19 protein-coding genes and 1 tRNA gene are annotated in these 13,715 nt (G+C 64.1%); 9 read left to right on the top strand and 11 right to left on the bottom strand.

The annotated features are described in order from the left end of the window. The first annotated feature begins 53 nt into the window (after positions 1 to 53). Positions 54 to 347, top strand: coding sequence for a stress response translation initiation inhibitor YciH (gene yciH / locus AUR64_RS10840; RefSeq protein WP_058581971.1), 294 nt, complete (start codon positions 54 to 56; stop codon positions 345 to 347). Positions 348 to 496: 149 nt separating this feature from the next. Beyond that, complete coding sequence (locus AUR64_RS10835; protein WP_058581970.1) at positions 497 to 805, top strand: hypothetical protein; 309 nt, start codon at positions 497 to 499, stop codon at positions 803 to 805. A gap of 3 nt (positions 806 to 808) precedes the next feature. Here the strand turns inward: AUR64_RS10835 and AUR64_RS10830 are convergent, their stop codons facing one another. Then, positions 809 to 1,162: a rhodanese-like domain-containing protein gene (locus AUR64_RS10830; RefSeq protein WP_058581969.1), complete on the bottom strand. Its 354-nt coding sequence runs from the start codon at positions 1,160 to 1,162 to the stop codon at positions 809 to 811. Between the two features lie 79 nt (positions 1,163 to 1,241). On the opposite strand from AUR64_RS10830, the gene AUR64_RS10825 reads away from it, so the two are divergent. After that, on the top strand, positions 1,242 to 2,015 hold the full coding sequence (locus AUR64_RS10825; RefSeq protein ID WP_058581968.1) for a hypothetical protein: 774 nt from the start codon (positions 1,242 to 1,244) through the stop codon (positions 2,013 to 2,015). 23 nt (positions 2,016 to 2,038) lie between these two features. On the opposite strand, the gene AUR64_RS10820 is transcribed toward AUR64_RS10825, so the two are convergent. From AUR64_RS10820 to AUR64_RS10805, 4 genes are all read right to left on the bottom strand, one after another. After that, positions 2,039 to 2,668 (bottom strand): NUDIX hydrolase, encoded by a 630-nt coding sequence (locus tag AUR64_RS10820; RefSeq protein WP_082230724.1) that lies wholly within the window; start codon positions 2,666 to 2,668, stop codon positions 2,039 to 2,041. Between the two features lie 7 nt (positions 2,669 to 2,675). After that, positions 2,676 to 3,053: a hypothetical protein gene (locus tag AUR64_RS10815; RefSeq protein WP_058581967.1), complete on the bottom strand. Its 378-nt coding sequence runs from the start codon at positions 3,051 to 3,053 to the stop codon at positions 2,676 to 2,678. 79 nt (positions 3,054 to 3,132) lie between these two features. Continuing rightward, positions 3,133 to 3,549, bottom strand: coding sequence for a DUF5809 family protein (locus AUR64_RS10810; RefSeq protein WP_058581966.1), 417 nt, complete (start codon positions 3,547 to 3,549; stop codon positions 3,133 to 3,135). A 53-nt stretch (positions 3,550 to 3,602) separates the two neighbouring features. Next, the gene (locus tag AUR64_RS10805) at positions 3,603 to 4,091 is read right to left on the bottom strand and encodes a DUF5810 domain-containing protein (protein WP_058581965.1); all 489 of its coding nucleotides are present in this window, start codon (positions 4,089 to 4,091) and stop codon (positions 3,603 to 3,605) included. Between the two features lie 51 nt (positions 4,092 to 4,142). Here AUR64_RS10805 and AUR64_RS10800 point away from each other — a divergent pair, with 51 nt between their 5' ends. Further along, positions 4,143 to 4,346, top strand: a complete 204-nt coding sequence (locus tag AUR64_RS10800) for a hypothetical protein (protein ID WP_058581964.1) — start codon at positions 4,143 to 4,145, stop codon at positions 4,344 to 4,346. Positions 4,347 to 4,402: 56 nt separating this feature from the next. Here the strand turns inward: AUR64_RS10800 and AUR64_RS10795 are convergent, their stop codons facing one another. The 3 genes from AUR64_RS10795 to AUR64_RS10785 form a co-directional block, all read right to left on the bottom strand. After that, entirely contained in the window at positions 4,403 to 4,933 is a 531-nt protein-coding gene (locus AUR64_RS10795; protein ID WP_058581963.1) for a GNAT family N-acetyltransferase, read from the bottom strand. A gap of 134 nt (positions 4,934 to 5,067) precedes the next feature. Next, entirely contained in the window at positions 5,068 to 7,044 is a 1,977-nt protein-coding gene (locus AUR64_RS10790; RefSeq protein ID WP_058581962.1) for an aconitate hydratase, read from the bottom strand. Between the two features lie 149 nt (positions 7,045 to 7,193). Further along, on the bottom strand, positions 7,194 to 8,192 hold the full coding sequence (locus AUR64_RS10785) for a YeiH family protein (protein WP_058581961.1): 999 nt from the start codon (positions 8,190 to 8,192) through the stop codon (positions 7,194 to 7,196). Positions 8,193 to 8,474: 282 nt separating this feature from the next. Between AUR64_RS10785 and AUR64_RS10780 the strand changes: the two genes are divergently transcribed. The 3 genes from AUR64_RS10780 (at position 8,475) to AUR64_RS10770 (ending at position 10,122) form a co-directional block, all read left to right on the top strand. Beyond that, positions 8,475 to 8,951, top strand: a complete 477-nt coding sequence (locus AUR64_RS10780; protein WP_058581960.1) for a deoxyuridine 5'-triphosphate nucleotidohydrolase — start codon at positions 8,475 to 8,477, stop codon at positions 8,949 to 8,951. A gap of 83 nt (positions 8,952 to 9,034) precedes the next feature. Beyond that, a complete protein-coding gene (locus AUR64_RS10775; RefSeq protein WP_058581959.1) occupies positions 9,035 to 9,691 on the top strand; it encodes a helix-turn-helix domain-containing protein in 657 nt (218 codons plus the stop codon). Between the two features lie 77 nt (positions 9,692 to 9,768). After that, positions 9,769 to 10,122: a HalOD1 output domain-containing protein gene (locus AUR64_RS10770; protein WP_058581958.1), complete on the top strand. Its 354-nt coding sequence runs from the start codon at positions 9,769 to 9,771 to the stop codon at positions 10,120 to 10,122. A gap of 445 nt (positions 10,123 to 10,567) precedes the next feature. Here AUR64_RS10770 and AUR64_RS10765 read toward each other — a convergent pair. Further along, a tRNA-Lys gene (locus tag AUR64_RS10765) sits at positions 10,568 to 10,641 on the bottom strand. A gap of 114 nt (positions 10,642 to 10,755) precedes the next feature. Between AUR64_RS10765 and AUR64_RS10760 the strand changes: the two genes are divergently transcribed. Then, positions 10,756 to 12,000, top strand: a complete 1,245-nt coding sequence (locus AUR64_RS10760; RefSeq protein WP_058582691.1) for a M20/M25/M40 family metallo-hydrolase — start codon at positions 10,756 to 10,758, stop codon at positions 11,998 to 12,000. A gap of 9 nt (positions 12,001 to 12,009) precedes the next feature. Here the strand turns inward: AUR64_RS10760 and AUR64_RS10755 are convergent, their stop codons facing one another. After that, positions 12,010 to 12,696 (bottom strand): DUF7119 family protein, encoded by a 687-nt coding sequence (locus AUR64_RS10755; protein ID WP_058581957.1) that lies wholly within the window; start codon positions 12,694 to 12,696, stop codon positions 12,010 to 12,012. 165 nt (positions 12,697 to 12,861) lie between these two features. Continuing rightward, positions 12,862 to 13,062, bottom strand: a complete 201-nt coding sequence (locus AUR64_RS10750; protein WP_058581956.1) for a hypothetical protein — start codon at positions 13,060 to 13,062, stop codon at positions 12,862 to 12,864. A 304-nt stretch (positions 13,063 to 13,366) separates the two neighbouring features. Between AUR64_RS10750 and AUR64_RS10745 the strand changes: the two genes are divergently transcribed. Further along, positions 13,367 to 13,687 (top strand): hypothetical protein, encoded by a 321-nt coding sequence (locus tag AUR64_RS10745; RefSeq protein WP_058581955.1) that lies wholly within the window; start codon positions 13,367 to 13,369, stop codon positions 13,685 to 13,687. Positions 13,688 to 13,715: the final 28 nt, after the last annotated feature.

Here is a 13,715-nt window from a genome sequence, read left to right as displayed (position 1 = left end):
CGTGTCGCTTCCCGACACTGTTTTGTACCCCCATCGAGTATTTTCGGCTTGTAATGTCGGAAGTCTGCTCGACGTGCGGGCTGCCTCAGGAACTCTGCGTCTGCGAAGACGTGGCGCGAGAGTCCCAAGAGATCAGCATCCGCATCGACGAGCGCCGCTACGGAAAGGAGGTAACGGTCATCGAAGGATTCGACCCCAAGGACGTGGACATGAGTAGTCTCTCCTCGGACTTGAAGTCGAAGTTCGCCTGCGGTGGAACCATCGAAGACGATTCCATCGAGCTACAGGGGAACCACAGTGGTCGCGTGGAGGACTTCCTCCGCGACAAAGGGTTCAACGTCGCGTGACCACGCGCCTGACCGTTCTCTGACTCGGCCCCGCGTCGAGTTCCGTTTTTCGTGACTCCCGTCGGTGAGACGGGAGTCGAGACAACGCTCACACAGCGTTAGCCGTGTCAGTCGTGTAACTATTTGTGTGCGGCAGAGAGAACCACGACATGAGTCTCGTGAGCCTCTTTGCCAGAAAGAGCGAGTCGAGGCGACTGTGGGGTCGACTGACGCTCGGGGCGTTCGTCGCCTCCGGCGTCGCTGTCGCGTTGGCGGAGTGTGGGTTGATTCCACGAGATGCCATGATAGTCGGTGCGCCGGCTATCGTCGCCGCGTCACTCGTAGATTGGTATCTCTACTACGAGTTTTCGGGTAGCATCGGGGTGAGTATCTGGCCCCTCGTCTACGGATTCCTCTTCGTGCAGTCGGCCGCCGTCGCGGGCGTTGTAACGAAACTCGTCTCGTTGTGGACTAACTGAAGATTAGAACGGCGACTGTGGACCTTCGTCGTCGGTGGGTCGCGCGGAGTCGACGTCGCCGGACCACGCGGTGAGGCCGCCTTTCATGCTCTCGACGCGGGCGTCTTTCGTGCCCTCGTAAGATTTGATGAGGCGGGCGGCCTGTTGGCTGGCTTGCCCGTGCGGACAGACGGTGACGATTCGGTCCGCGTCGGCGAGCGCTTCGACCCTGTTGGGAAGTTCGGCGAAGGGGATGTTCTCGCTGCCGGAGATGTGCTCGCGGTCGAACGCCGCCGGAGAGCGGATGTCGACGACTCGTGGCGGGGTATCGCCGTCGAGGAGGTCCTCGACTTCTTCGGGCGTGATTTCGCCGTCCATATCACGACATTCCGGTGAAGACGGATAAGGCCGCGGGTCACGGGGAAACATTCATTATTGTGTTATTGGATGTTTGTGCGTGAAACAATCTCCGCGACGGATAGCCCTCCTCCTCGTCACCCTCCTCGTCGTCTCCGCGACGGGGGCGCTGGCGCTCCAACCCGCACCGACCGCCGAACACCGAGCCATCGCCGCCGACGACACGCCGACCGAAAAAGCGACGACAGCGATGGAGAACCTGCGAGCGACGAACTACACGTACGACCTCGACGTTCGGTTCGAAGGCGGAACGCACGACCGGTTCACCTACGCCGTCGACGGGCAGAGCGGACGCGCGCACGGCAGCGTGGATATCGCAGACCACCAGTACGAGGCGATGTACACCCACCACACGGTGTGGGCGCGAAACATCACGTCCGAAACACCGAGTGCGTGGAGTTCCAAGCCGAGGAAGTCGTACACGGATATCCACCTCTTTCGGCCGCAGCAAGCGGAGAACGTGACGTTCGAACAGGTGTCGGCGGACGACGAGACCCTCGTTTTCCGCGCGAACCTCACCGGCGAGGAGACGAGAGCGATGTACTTCGGACCGTGGAGCGAGAACAGCACCGCAACGTTGACGCTCTACGTCGACCGCGACCGAGAAATCGTCACCCGCGCGACGATGGACGTAACCAACGACGCTTCGGCGGGCCGCTACCTGATGAGCGACGATGTCTCGACCGGTCAGTTCGAGGCGACGGTCAGCGACGTCGGCGAGACGGACGTGGAGAAACCGGAGTCGATTCCGTCGCCGACGACCGACGAACTCGTGAATCGACTCGTCGTCGGTCTGCAGCGACTCGACGGATAGCGTCGGATAGTGGCAAAATCAGCTTACAACAGTCCGTCGTCTTTCGCCAACAACAGTCCCTCGATAGTCGCGTCGTTCGTCGGTTGCGCGCGGGCGACGGCGACGGCGTCGTCGATTGGCACCGCCTTCGGCGTCAGGAACTCGTTGGAGTCGAGTTCCCGCTCGCCGGGCGAGAGTCCCTCCGCGAAGACGATGCCGCGACGGTGGCGAAGTAAGCCGGTGCAGGTCCAGAACTCCTGCACCAACGAGAGACTCGACGCCTCGAAGCCGGTCTCCTCGCGGAGTTCGCGTTCGGCCGCCTGCGTGAACGACTCGCCCTGCTCGACGATTCCTGCGGGGAGTTCCAACTGCGTCTCGCGGATGGTCGGGCGGTACTGCTCGACGAAGAGGACGTGGTCCTCAGCGACGGCAACGATGACGACAGCCGTCGAGAGTTCGGCCCAGTAGTACTGTTTCTCGGTGCCGTCGGGTTGACGAACTCGGTCATATCCCCCAGTAAACCATCCGGTTTCGTACTCGGTCTGCGAGTCGAGCACCGGCCATTCGGGCTCTGCGAGTTCGTCGCGTCGGCCACCGTTGGCGGCACTGCTGCTCGCGGCGTTGGTCGTGGTCTCGTCGTCTCGCTCGCCGTCGTCGCGTGTGTCGTCGGTCATGGTACGCTTACTCTTGCTCCACGGCGACCCAGTAGCGCGTCCCGTCGTACTCGACTAACACTCGATTTTCGCGTTCGGCGTCGGGTTGGCGGGTCGCCAGCGCGTCCCGTTCGTCGAACGGTGAGTGTGTAAAGGACTCCTTCAGGCCGAACTGTCCTCGCTGATACCCATCCGAACGGCCTTCTTCGAGCGCCGTTGCGAGGTACGGATACTGCTGGGCCGAAAACTGCGTGACGTTCACGGCCGGGCCGGAAGCGTCGGTTTCCTCTGCGGTGAGGTAGTAGGGGTCGCCGGTGCCGAGATAGCTCGGAAGCGCCCCGAGGGCCAGCAAGCCGACACAGAGGAGGGCGAGGAGAGCCAGCACGCGGCGCGTAATCGGTCGCACGCTCGTTCTTTGGACGCTGGGAGTAAACCGATTGCGTTCGTAGCGGTGAGACGTGAGAGCGTCGGGTCAGCAGTTCGAGTCAGAACAGTTCCCGATACACCCGACCGAACGCCTGCCGTCGAAGGGTTCCCGCTGCCGCTTCCGGTTCGTTCTGGTACGTCGCCGCGAGCACCTTGTCAGCAAACGAAACCGCGTGCCAGACGACGTTGTCGACGTTCTCGCTGCCGAGGCTCTCGGCTTCGTACTCGGGATGCTCGTCGCACCACGTCTCGAACTCCTCGCGGGTGCCGTCGTGGACGACGAGCAACGAGGCAAACAGTGCGTCGCGGGCCGTCTCGATTACCTCGCCGGTCACTCGTTCTCGATACTCCTCGCGGTCGAACTCCATCGCTTTGGCCGTCTCACGGACGACGACCTGTGCGGCGGGGCCGACCGAATCGTACAACTCGCGCGCTTCGTCTTCGGAGTCGGGCGCGAACGCGCCGTCAGTCTGCATGCTCCCCCTGTCGGAGCGTCGCGGTAAACGCGTTTCCGTCCCGCGTCGCCGGATTACTCCTCGTCGGAGTCGCTGTCGTCTGCCTCGGGTTCGGTCGCACTGTCGGCGTCGCCGGCACCACCGGCGTCGTCGGCCGACTCCGACTCGTCGGTTTCGAGCATCTGCTGGGTCAGTTCCTGCGCTTCCTGTAGCACCTGTTGGGCTTCCGCGCTCATCGACCCGGACCCGCGCTGGGCGGCCGAACTCGGGTCCATACCACCCGGTGTGCTGCCGTGAGCGTGGTCGTGTCCGTGCTGGTGGTCGTGGTCGTGGTGCGTCGACCCGACCGTATCCTCGAACACCTCGTCGTACTCGGTCTCCTCGGCGTGGTCGGGAACGACCTCGGCGAGTTCCTTCGGGCCACACTCGCTCCAGTTTGGAATCTGCTCGTCGAGCCACGCCTCGTGCTCTTCGTGGCGGAGCATCGCCGTGAACGCGAGGTGGTTTGCGAGATGTTCGGCGTCGCGCTGTGGCACGTCGCAGACCGGACAGGCGTATCCCATACTCGCCATTGCCGTCGGAGCGAAAGAACGATTTCGGTAGCCGAGACACCGGTGGACGTGTTCGCCCTCCAAGTCGGATTCTCGCCCACGCTCTGGTTCGGACTGTTGCTCTTCACAATCCCCGCAGTGCTGGTGGTCATCGGAGTGATCGTGCTCTCGAACCGGGCGACGAACGACGACCACGACGAAGACGACGAAGAACTAGAAACGCTCAAACGACGCGTGGAACGGCTCGAAGCCGAACAAGAACAGTAACGCAGGAACTCGCAGGGTTAGGTCTTACAGAACTCACCGACGAACGCGAGCGTCGGTTACGCCTCGTCGCCGCTGCGCTGCCACTCGTCGCCGTCGACGACCATCACGAGTGCCGCCTCGCCGTCCTCGTAGTATCGCGGGATTCGACGTAGGGGTTCGAAGCCCTCGCTCTCGTACAGCGCTTTCGCGGGGTCGTTGTGTTCTCTGACTTCGAGTTTCACGAGTTTCGCGCCGCCGAGCGTCATCGAGACGAGCGACTGCTGGAGGAGCATTCGTCCGAGGCCGCGTCCGCGGGCGTCGGGGTGGACGGCGATGTCTTTGACGTGGCCGATATCGCGGCCGTAGTTCGGCGTCACGTCGGCGACGACGTAGCCGACGACGCGTTCGGCGCTTCCATCTCCCTGCCCGGACTGCGAGACGCCCTCGACGGCGACCAGAAAACCGGGTTCGCCGAGGAACTGCTCGAACGCCGCGAAGGGCCACGGCTGTTTGAAGCAAGTTTTCTCGATTCGGAACACGTCGAGGAGGTCCGCCCGCTCGGCGCGTCGGACGGTCGTTCCTTCGGCGTCGGCGGGGGCAGTGGTCACGGGAAGCCGTTCGGGACGATGAACAATAAACGCGCTGGCAACAGTCACCACACAGTGAGTGTCACGGGCGAGTAGACGCAATCACCGTCGCTCGGCCGGGTGAAAAAACGAAGAAGTCGGGTGTGAACGCGCGTTCAGTCGTCGGCGGGCGTCGCGCCGCTTTCGCCCTCGTCGTACTGCTGTTTCGTCCACGAGAGTTTGCCACCGGCGGCGAGAATCTTGCGCTCGCGCTCGGAGGCGTCGAGTTGGGCGGTCGCTTCCCAGTCGTCGTTCACGCGGACCGTGAACTCCTCTTGGCCGGAGCGGACGCCGTCGCCGACGTCGTCGACGATTTCGACGTCGTCGCCCTGCTCGATTTTCTCGTAGGTGTCCTCGTCGATGGTCAGCGGGACGAGGCCGAAGTTGAACAGGTTCGCCTTGTGGATGCGGGCGAACGACTGCGCGAGAACGCCCTCGATACCGAGGTACATCGGACAGAGTGCCGCGTGTTCACGCGAGGAACCCTGACCGTAGTTCTCGCCGGCGACGAGGAAGCCGCCGTCGGCGTCGAGTGCGCGCTGTGCGAAGGACTCGTCGACACGCGAGAGCGTGAACTCCGAGAGCTTCGGCACGTTCGAGCGGAACTTGAGGATGTCCGACGTCGCCGGAATGATGTGGTCCGTCGTGATGTTGTCGGTCATCTTCAGGAGCGCCTCACCCGCGAGGTGCGACTGCAGCGGGTCCTTCAGCGGCACGTCGCCGATGTTGGGTCCTTTGATGAGGTCGTCGTCGACGGCCTCGTCGGGCGCGATGAGGTCGGCTTTCGAGCCGTCGTACTGGTCGGGCAGTTCGAGGCCCGGGTCTTCGAGGTCGCCGAGTTCGTCGGCGAGGTCGCGCGGGTCCACGATTTCGCCCTTGAGGGCGGCCGCGGTGGCGACTTCCGGCGAGCAGAGGTAGACGGAGTCGTCCTCGATACCGGAGCGACCCTCGAAGTTGCGGTTGAACGTCCGCAGCGAGACGGAGTCGGAGGCGGGCACGTGACCGATACCGATACACGCACCACAGGTCGCCTCGGAGAAGTTGACACCGGCAGCCATCATCTCGGCGGTCCAGCCCTGACGGGCCAGAATCTCGGAGGCCTGTTTGGAGCCGGGCGCGACGATGAGGTCGGTCTTCTTGTCGACTTCGCGGCCTTCCAGCATCTTCGCCGCCGGGAGGATGTCCGCGTAGCCGCCGTTCGTACAGGAGCCGATGATGACCTGGTCGACGGACTCGCCCGCGACTTCGCGGACGGGCACGACGTTGTCGGGCATCGACGGCTTGGCGATGAGCGGTTCGAGGTCCGAGAGGTCGATGACGAGTTCGTCAGCGTACTCGGCGTCGTCGTCGGGCTGGAGGTCGACGTGTTCGTCCTCGCGGCCGACGCGCTTCAGGAAGTCCTTGGTCTTCTCGTCGGTCGGGAAGATGGAGGAGGTTGCACCGAGTTCGGTGCCCATGTTGGTGATGGTCGTACGCTCGGGTACGGAGAGCGTCTCGACGCCGGGGCCGGTGTACTCGAACACCTTGCCGACGCCGCCTTTCACCGACAGCTGGCGGAGCATCTCGAGGATGACGTCCTTCGCCGTCGACCACGCGGGCAGTTCGCCTTCGAGGCGGACGTTGACGACTTCCGGCATCTCGACGTAGTACGCGCCGCCACCCATGGCGACGGCGATGTCGAGGCCACCCGCACCGATGGCGAGTTGGCCGAGGCCGCCGGGCGTCGGCGTGTGGCTGTCGGAGCCGAGCAGCGTCTTACCGGGTGCGGCGAAGTTCTCCTTGTGGACGTTGTGGCAGATGCCGTTGCCCGGTCGGGAGAAGTGCGCACCGAACGTGCCCGCCGCCGAGCGGAGGAAGCGGTGGTCGTCCGTGTTCTTGAAGTCGAACTGGTACGTCTGGTGGTCGCAGTACTGCGCTGCGAGTTCGGTCTGGACTTCGTCCAGTTCGAGCGCCTCGAACTGCAGCCAGACCATCGTTCCTGTCGTGTCCTGCGTGAGAACCTGGTCGATCTCGATGCCGATTTCCTCACCGGGTGTGAGCTCACCCTCGACGAGGTGGTCGGCGAGAATTTTCTCGGTTACCGTCTGTCCCATAACGTCCGATGGTCGTCTCCGGTTGGATATAAATCCCGCGTGTTTCCTACCCGAAGACCGTGTGGAATACCGCTCCCGTCGGCAATTTTCGCGCGAACTTCAAAAAGAAACTCGGATTCGAGTTAAACCCGGTTTCGGAGAGTCGACGTTCAGAACACGGTCGTCACGACACCGAAGACGACGGCTCCGGCGACGAACAGATACGTCACCAACACCAGAAGCGGTCGGGCCCCTGCTTCGCGCATCGCGTCGAGGCGAATTTCGAGACCGAGTCCCGCGAACGCCAGCGCGAACAACCAGTCGCTCGCTCGCCCGACGACGGCCAGTTGGTCGGCCGAGAGAACGCCGAGATTGGCGACGACGACGACGGCGACGAACCCCACCAGAAACGTCGGAAACGCCGACCAGAGACGGGCGAACACTGGCTTCGACCGAGCCGTCTCGCCCACGTACGCAAACGAGTACGCGACGGCGACGACGCCGATGAACGCGTTTCTGACGAGTTTGGTGAGCGTCGCCCACTCGCCGGCGACCGGACCGTAGCCGAATCCGGCGGCGGTCACGGGCCCGGTGCTGAACATCGTGAGACCGGCCCAGATTCCGAACTCCTTGTCGCCGAGCGCCAGCGCGTCGCCGACGAGCGGGAAGACGACTATCGTCACCGCGTCGAGGAGGAGAATGCTGGCGGCGACGTACGCCAACTGGTCGTCGTCGACGTCGATACTCCCGCCGACGGTGGCCGCCGCCGAGACGCCGCAGACGCTGGCTCCGCTCGCAAGCAACGACCCCGTCTTCGTCGGCAGTCGGAAGGGAAGCCGCGAGAGCGCCTCGACGAACACCAGTCCGCCGCAGACGGTGGCCACGACGAGGGCAACGATCAGCGTTCCCGAGGCCCGTATCGCGGCCAACGAGAGCCCTGCACCCAAGCAGACGATACCGAGTTCCAACAACCGGCCGTGCAACTCGACGCCGGGGCGGACCCGTTCGGGAACGCCGACGGTGTTTGCGACGAGCGCACCGCCGGCGATAGCGAGTACGAGACCGTCGAGCATCGGAACGACTCCCCCGAGAAGCGACGCGGTGACGGCGATACCCACGAGAACCGCGAGGCCGGGGAGTCGGCGGACAACGGACGTAGCGGCCGTCACAGTCTCCCGTGGGCAGGGGCGGTGGTGTCGTTTTCGGTGGTGTCACACAACGGGGCCGTTCCTCGACGACTCCGGTGACGTCGTCGGAAAGAGGGAGATGCGGTCAAAATGTCCGCCACCGCCGACAGACTGTCAGCAACCAAATATCCGGAAGACATCGGTGAGTACGCCGAAGTTTGCAGACTGAGTCAGATAACGGTTGCGTCAGGCGACGCGTCTTCCGGAGATTGTTGCCCACAGCGAACGATAACGGCTATCTGCCGAGAGTCACCACACCGAGACATGTACCGAGCAGGTTCGTTCGTCGGCGACCACGTCTCGTCGGTTTCGGGAGAAAAACTGCAACCGAACGGCGTCGACCTGACGCTCGAAGCGGTCTTCGAACAGCGAGAACCCGGCCGTATCGGCCGTGAGGGCAAGGAAATCGGCGACCGGCAGTTGGTCGAACGCGAGGAGACCGACGACGAGACGGAGACGTACTACCTTCCGCCGGGCGGTTACGTCGTCCAGTACGCGGAGACGGTACAGATTCCCGAAGACCACGTCGGCTTCATCTACCCTCGGTCGTCGCTGCTTCGCAACTCCTGTATGCTAAACACGGCGGTGTGGGACGCAGGCTACGAAGGCAAAGGTGAGGGACTGCTCGAAGTCCACCACGACGTCGAACTGGAGCGCGGGGCGCGAATCGCGCAACTGGTACTCGCGGCAGCGGACCACGACGGCACGTACGACGGCAGCTATCAAGGCGAGAACCTGTAGCCAACGAACGGGTCGACACCTCATGCGGCAAACATTTGTCGGAGAGTCACCCTTTTTACCGAGAGAGGACTGCATCCGCGTAGATGAGTCTCATCGGGGAGTTCGTTCTGGACACACCGATTCTCCAGCAGGCGCTCTCCTCTAAAGCCGGTGTCGTCGCCGACGTCGAACTGATACAGACCGACGAGGCCGGCGTCATCCAACTGTTCGTCTGGGTGCAAGGCATCTCGGCGGAGGAGTTCGCCGCCGCCGTCGCCGACGACCCGACGGTGACCACCCTCACGCCACTGGTCGACGTCGACGACAAACGTCTCTACCACCTCGAATACACCGAGTACGGTCACCGCTTCTCGGCGTATCCGGCGGTGGTCGAACTCGGCGCGATGAACATCGACATGCAGTGGGAGGAGGGCGTCTGGCAGATTCGAATGCGTTTTCCCGACCGCGAAGCGCTCCAAGCGTACTACAAACAGGACCTCGACGTCGACGTGACGCGTCACCTCACCGCCGTGTACAGCGAGAGCGGCGAGTTACCCGGCGAGTCGTTCGGACTGACGGGACCGCAACGCGAGATTCTCACGCGGGCGCTCGACGAAGGCTACTTCGAGGTGCCGCGGCACACCACCCTGAGTGAACTCGCCGAAGGCATGGGAATCTCGGCACAAGCGGCATCGGTCCGTCTCCGCCGTGCGCACAAGACGTTCGTGCAGAACGGGTTGAACGGGGTGGATGCGGAGTGACGACGGCTCCGGAGGCATATATAAATGATTGAACGTTCAACCGAGGATGCTACACAGACACCCCGTGGTAGTTGAGTATGGTCGGAGAGGTCGAATCGATGGAACACTCGCACACGGAAGGTGACGTTGACGCGGATGGGCACGCGAACAACGCACCGACAGCTGCAGAGGCATGGTATCGTCCGGGCGAGTCCTTCGACCTGAGTGTCACGGTTATCACCGCTGTCGCCGACGTGGCGGGCGTGGACCCGCTGCAGAACGAGTTCTCCCCACTCTACGACAGCGTCGACATCGACGCACTCGAAACCGCCCTCTTCGGCCCTGATTCGCCTCGCCCACGAGGCATTCGCGGCGAACTCGCCTTCGACTACGAGGGCTACCAGGTCGCCGTCAGAGCAGACGGGCGAATCAGCGTCAGCGTGCAAGACTGAGCGGAGCGTCCGGAGGCACCCCCAAATCTGTCTCCGTTCGTCAGGCACCAACTGACACGACGGCTGTGTTCGACACGGCAGTGGCTGGCTCGATAGTACCGAACGTCGAACAGAGTCTGTCGTCAGCACCAGGCTGTCATGGCTCGCGGTACGTGCGTGTGGTCACGTACCGACCCTTTCTCACCACCTTCGTTTCGTCGTCGAGAGCGGACAGGTGACGGAGCACAGAGTACATAGAACGGAGCCGACGGGAGTGAGCACACGCGAAGCGTTTGCGAACGTCGTCGGAGAAGTGAGCGAAGCGTACGGACCCGATGGGAGTTGAACTACGCCCGGACTCATTCCGTCCGTTCGGTCCAACTCAACATCCTCGGGAGCCGTTTCGCTCCTCACGGACGACTCGCACCGCTGTGCGGTGCTCGTCGGTTGGTTCGTCGCAGGAAAACGGGCTGGGAGGGAGTTGAACCCCCGACCGTCTGGTTAAAAGCCAGACGCTCTGCCTAACTGAGCTACCAGCCCTCGAACTCAGTTACGCGAGAGCGCTGAAAAGTGTTTACATCGGCGGCCGCCACCGACCCGGCGAAACCGTCGGGCGTCCGAACGCTTACGCAGGGTGGCGTCGTCGGTGCGGGCATGAACCTCCGGCGCTTCACCGAGGAGTTTCTCCGCTTCGATACGACTGACTGCCAAGAGGCGGCCGCGCAGTCGTGGTTCCGCGAACGACTCGACGAGTTCGGCTTCGAGGTGGTCGAGTGGACCGCCGACGCCGACCGTCTCGCCGAGCATCCGTCGTTTCCGGACGACCCGGACGAACTCGTCGTCGCCGACCGACCGAGCGTCGCCGGCGTTCTCGAATTCGGCGACCCCGACGCCGGCCCGACACTCGTGTTGAACGGCCACAGCGACGTGGTTCCCGCCGGAGACGACCTCTGGGAGAGCGACCCCTTCGAACCGACGTGGGACGGCGACGAACTCACCGCCCGCGGCGCGGTAGACATGAAGTCGAACGTCTCCGCCTGCGTGTTCGCCGCAGTCGACGTGCGCGACGCCGTCGAAAACGGCGAACTGAACCTCGACGGCCGCATCGTCGTCGAGAGCGTCGTCGGCGAGGAGGAAGGCGGTATCGGGGCCGCCGCGGCGGCGCTCGACAACCCCTACCCGTTCGACCGGGACGCCGCCATCGTCGCCGAACCCACGGATTTGACCGTCGTCACGGCGACGGAAGGTACCGTGATGAAACGACTCCGCATCACCGGGCGGTCGGCGCACGCGGCGACGCGGTGGGTCGGCGAGTCCGTCCTGCCGCATTTCGAGCGGATTCGCCACGCGTTCGAGGACCTCGAAGCCGAACGCGGCGAACGCGTCCAGCACCCGCTGTACGAGGAGTTCCCGGTTCCGTGGCCCATCTGCATCGGCCGCGTGCAGGCGGGGTCGTGGTCGTCGACGATTCCGGCGTCGCTCACCGCCGAGATACGAATCGGCGTCGCCCCCGGTGAGACAGTCGACGAAGTCGAAAGAGAGTACGAGCAACGCCTCGCAGAGGTCGTCGCCGACAGCGAGTGGCTGAGCGAGCATCCGCCGTCGTTCGAGCGCTTCACCATCCAGTTCGAGTCCGCCGAAATCGACGCCGACGAACCGGTCGTCACGGCGCTACAAGCCGCGATGACCGACGCCGGATTCGACGACACGGACGTTCACGGTGCGACCTACGGCGCGGATGCACGGCACTACGTCGAAGCGGGGATTCCGACCGTCGTGTTCGGCCCCGGAACGATAGAACAGGCGCACTTCCCGAACGAGACGATTCACTGGCCGGACGTGGAGACGGCGCGAGAGACGATTGCGGCGGCGGCACAGCAGTATCTCGCCGAGAACTGAGACACCTAACTACTCGTCGCCGTCGCGGAGATACGCGACGAGTGCGTCGCTCAACACGTCGTCGGGCGAGCGGTCCGATAACGACGCGTGGCGACGGAGTTCGACGTACGCCTCCGGGGGGAGCGAAACCGAGAGCTGTCCGAGTTCGACGTCGTACTCTCGGAGCGCCGATTTGACGCTCTCGCCGTCGTTGACGGCGCTGGCGAGGCGTCTGACTTCTCTGACCGTGAGGTCACCGTCGAGCGTCGCCCACGCGAGGGCGAACCGTGCGTCACCGGAGACGCGGGCGATGTGTTTCGCCGCGGTGGGTGCGATGTGGCCGAGTGCGACGTGACGACGAATCGACCGCGGGAGGTCGTGAACCCGCGCCCACTTGCGGATGAAGGCGACGGAGACGTCGCCGCCGGCTTCCTCGGCCGCTGCCTTGTACGATCCGACGCCGCGGACGAGCGCTGCGCACGCTGCCGCCCCGCGGAGCATATAGACGTTGTCCGCGCCGCCGACCGTCGAGTCGGCGAACTGGCGAACCGTCTCGGCGGCGTGGGCGACGCTCTCGGGGTCGTCGGGGTCGAATCCGACGGCGTCGTGTGCGCGTTCGCCCGTCACCGCGGGGTCAGACCGGATGACCGGTTCGCCGACCGGCGACGTGCGGTCGGCCTCCGACGGCGGCACGTTCGGCGTCTGGTCGTCTCTCATCTACAGGGTCGTTGGAGAGGGTCGGTCAAAAGCGTCCCGTGCTTCGACTGACAGCGCGCACGACGGTCGTATGGGGCATCGGGTTCGCACGAGGTTGTCGCTCTCGCGCGGGGTCGCTTCCGGTGGAGAGCGGTTCCGAGCGATTGGTGAGAACCGGACGCGTCGTCACTCCTCGGCGAGTTCGGCCGAGCGAGCATCCGCGTCCGCCCGGCGCTCCGAGAGGTGTTCCCAGATTTCCGTACAGCCAGCGCCGTCTTCGAGGTCCGAGAGGTGGTCGTCGTCGACATCGTCGGCCTTGTCGGGCGACTGTCCGTCCGTGTCGGCTGCTTCCGAACTCGTCTGTCCGTGTCGCACCGGGTCACTCATCCGCTGGGTCAGCCTCCTCGTACAGTTCGGGGGCGACGTCGGCGGACGCGTGTTCTCGGTGGGTCGCGTCGGCGTGGAGATGCGTCACAGTACCCTCTGAGGGCGGCGTCCGAATAAGGCCGTCTTCGGTTGTAAACGGTGCCAGCACTCCCCGATAGGAGAACCTGTTGCCGCTATATCCGACGGCGAAAAAGAACCCGAAGTCGACCGTGCCAGGTGATTCTGTGCGTATCGTGTGTCACAGAGCGGCCGGATGCTTGCGCGGACCGACGTAGACAGGAGGACGGGCGACGAACGTCCAGTAGTGACCGTCCCGCTTCGAATCCAAGACGACGGCGCGTGGCTCTCGGTCGACGACCAGCGACGCGTCGGCGTCGGCGAACTGTGGCGCTTCTACGACCCCGGATTCTGCGACTGTGACCTCGCCGACGGTGTCGTCGAGAACCTCGTCGAACCGGGCGTCGACGGACGCACCGTCGAGATTCGGGCTGTCTGCCAGTGTATCGTCTGTGGGACGAAGGCGACGACCGACTGGCTCCCGGTCGGCCGAATCGTCGACGGCGAGTGGCGAGATATCGACCGTGAGGGACTGTTGCTGTCGAATGCGAGTCGTAAACGTGAATAGGCAACATGATCCTCTTCCGGCGAGCACC

This window comes from Haloprofundus marisrubri, from assembly GCF_001469955.1.
GTDB lineage: Archaea > Halobacteriota > Halobacteria > Halobacteriales > Haloferacaceae > Haloprofundus > Haloprofundus marisrubri.
This window is presented reverse-complemented; position numbering and strand designations above follow the sequence as displayed.

What these genes read in the sequence shown, in the direction of transcription:
- AUR64_RS10775 (WP_058581959.1), top strand. Translation starts at nt 9,035, where the DNA reads ATGAGTCTCATCGGGGAGTTCGTTCTGGACACACCGATTCTCCAGCAG.
- AUR64_RS10750 (WP_058581956.1), bottom strand. Translation starts at nt 13,062, where the DNA reads ATGAGTGACCCGGTGCGACACGGACAGACGAGTTCGGAAGCAGCCGAC.
- yciH (WP_058581971.1), top strand. Translation starts at nt 54, where the DNA reads ATGTCGGAAGTCTGCTCGACGTGCGGGCTGCCTCAGGAACTCTGCGTC.
- AUR64_RS10760 (WP_058582691.1), top strand. Translation starts at nt 10,756, where the DNA reads ATGAACCTCCGGCGCTTCACCGAGGAGTTTCTCCGCTTCGATACGACT.
- AUR64_RS10790 (WP_058581962.1), bottom strand. Translation starts at nt 7,044, where the DNA reads ATGGGACAGACGGTAACCGAGAAAATTCTCGCCGACCACCTCGTCGAG.
- AUR64_RS10780 (WP_058581960.1), top strand. Translation starts at nt 8,475, where the DNA reads ATGTACCGAGCAGGTTCGTTCGTCGGCGACCACGTCTCGTCGGTTTCG.
- AUR64_RS10805 (WP_058581965.1), bottom strand. Translation starts at nt 4,091, where the DNA reads ATGGGATACGCCTGTCCGGTCTGCGACGTGCCACAGCGCGACGCCGAA.
- AUR64_RS10820 (WP_082230724.1), bottom strand. Translation starts at nt 2,668, where the DNA reads ATGACCGACGACACACGCGACGACGGCGAGCGAGACGACGAGACCACG.
- AUR64_RS10770 (WP_058581958.1), top strand. Translation starts at nt 9,769, where the DNA reads ATGGTCGGAGAGGTCGAATCGATGGAACACTCGCACACGGAAGGTGAC.
- AUR64_RS10830 (WP_058581969.1), bottom strand. Translation starts at nt 1,162, where the DNA reads ATGGACGGCGAAATCACGCCCGAAGAAGTCGAGGACCTCCTCGACGGC.
- AUR64_RS10835 (WP_058581970.1), top strand. Translation starts at nt 497, where the DNA reads ATGAGTCTCGTGAGCCTCTTTGCCAGAAAGAGCGAGTCGAGGCGACTG.
- AUR64_RS10755 (WP_058581957.1), bottom strand. Translation starts at nt 12,696, where the DNA reads ATGAGAGACGACCAGACGCCGAACGTGCCGCCGTCGGAGGCCGACCGC.
- AUR64_RS10810 (WP_058581966.1), bottom strand. Translation starts at nt 3,549, where the DNA reads ATGCAGACTGACGGCGCGTTCGCGCCCGACTCCGAAGACGAAGCGCGC.